The 303-nt window shown below is 69.3% G+C and carries 1 protein-coding gene; it reads right to left on the bottom strand.

Going from position 1 to position 303, the window contains the following annotated elements; translation table 11 throughout:
• Positions 1–303, bottom strand: a 303-nt coding sequence (locus tag IH48_RS0132705) for a TetR/AcrR family transcriptional regulator C-terminal domain-containing protein (RefSeq protein WP_030913242.1), incomplete at both ends; no start/stop codon positions are given.

Raw genomic sequence — 303 nt, 5'->3', positions numbered from 1 at the left:
GATCGTCACCACGCCGTTGAGCATGGCGAACAGCTCCATCTTGGTGCCGTCGGGCACGTCCAGCGGGTCGAGGCAGGCCAGGCAGTGCTCGGCGAACCGCAGCACGTTCGGGCTGAGGGCGTGCACGCCGGACATCAGGCGCGGCAGCCACGGGTGGCGGTGCATGAGGTCCCGGGTCTGCCGGGCGGCCCGCAACATGTCGGCCCGCCAGTCCCCCGACGGTTCCCACAGCTCGTGCTCCCCGCTGACGGCATCGACCATCAGCTCGTACAGGTCCTCCTTGCGCGGGACGTAGTTGTAGAG

This window comes from Streptomyces sp. NRRL F-5126 (genome assembly GCF_000721265.1).
GTDB lineage: Bacteria > Actinomycetota > Actinomycetes > Streptomycetales > Streptomycetaceae > Streptomyces.
The sequence above is the reverse complement of the archived record's forward strand: the minus strand, read 5'-3'. Positions and strand labels throughout refer to the sequence as shown.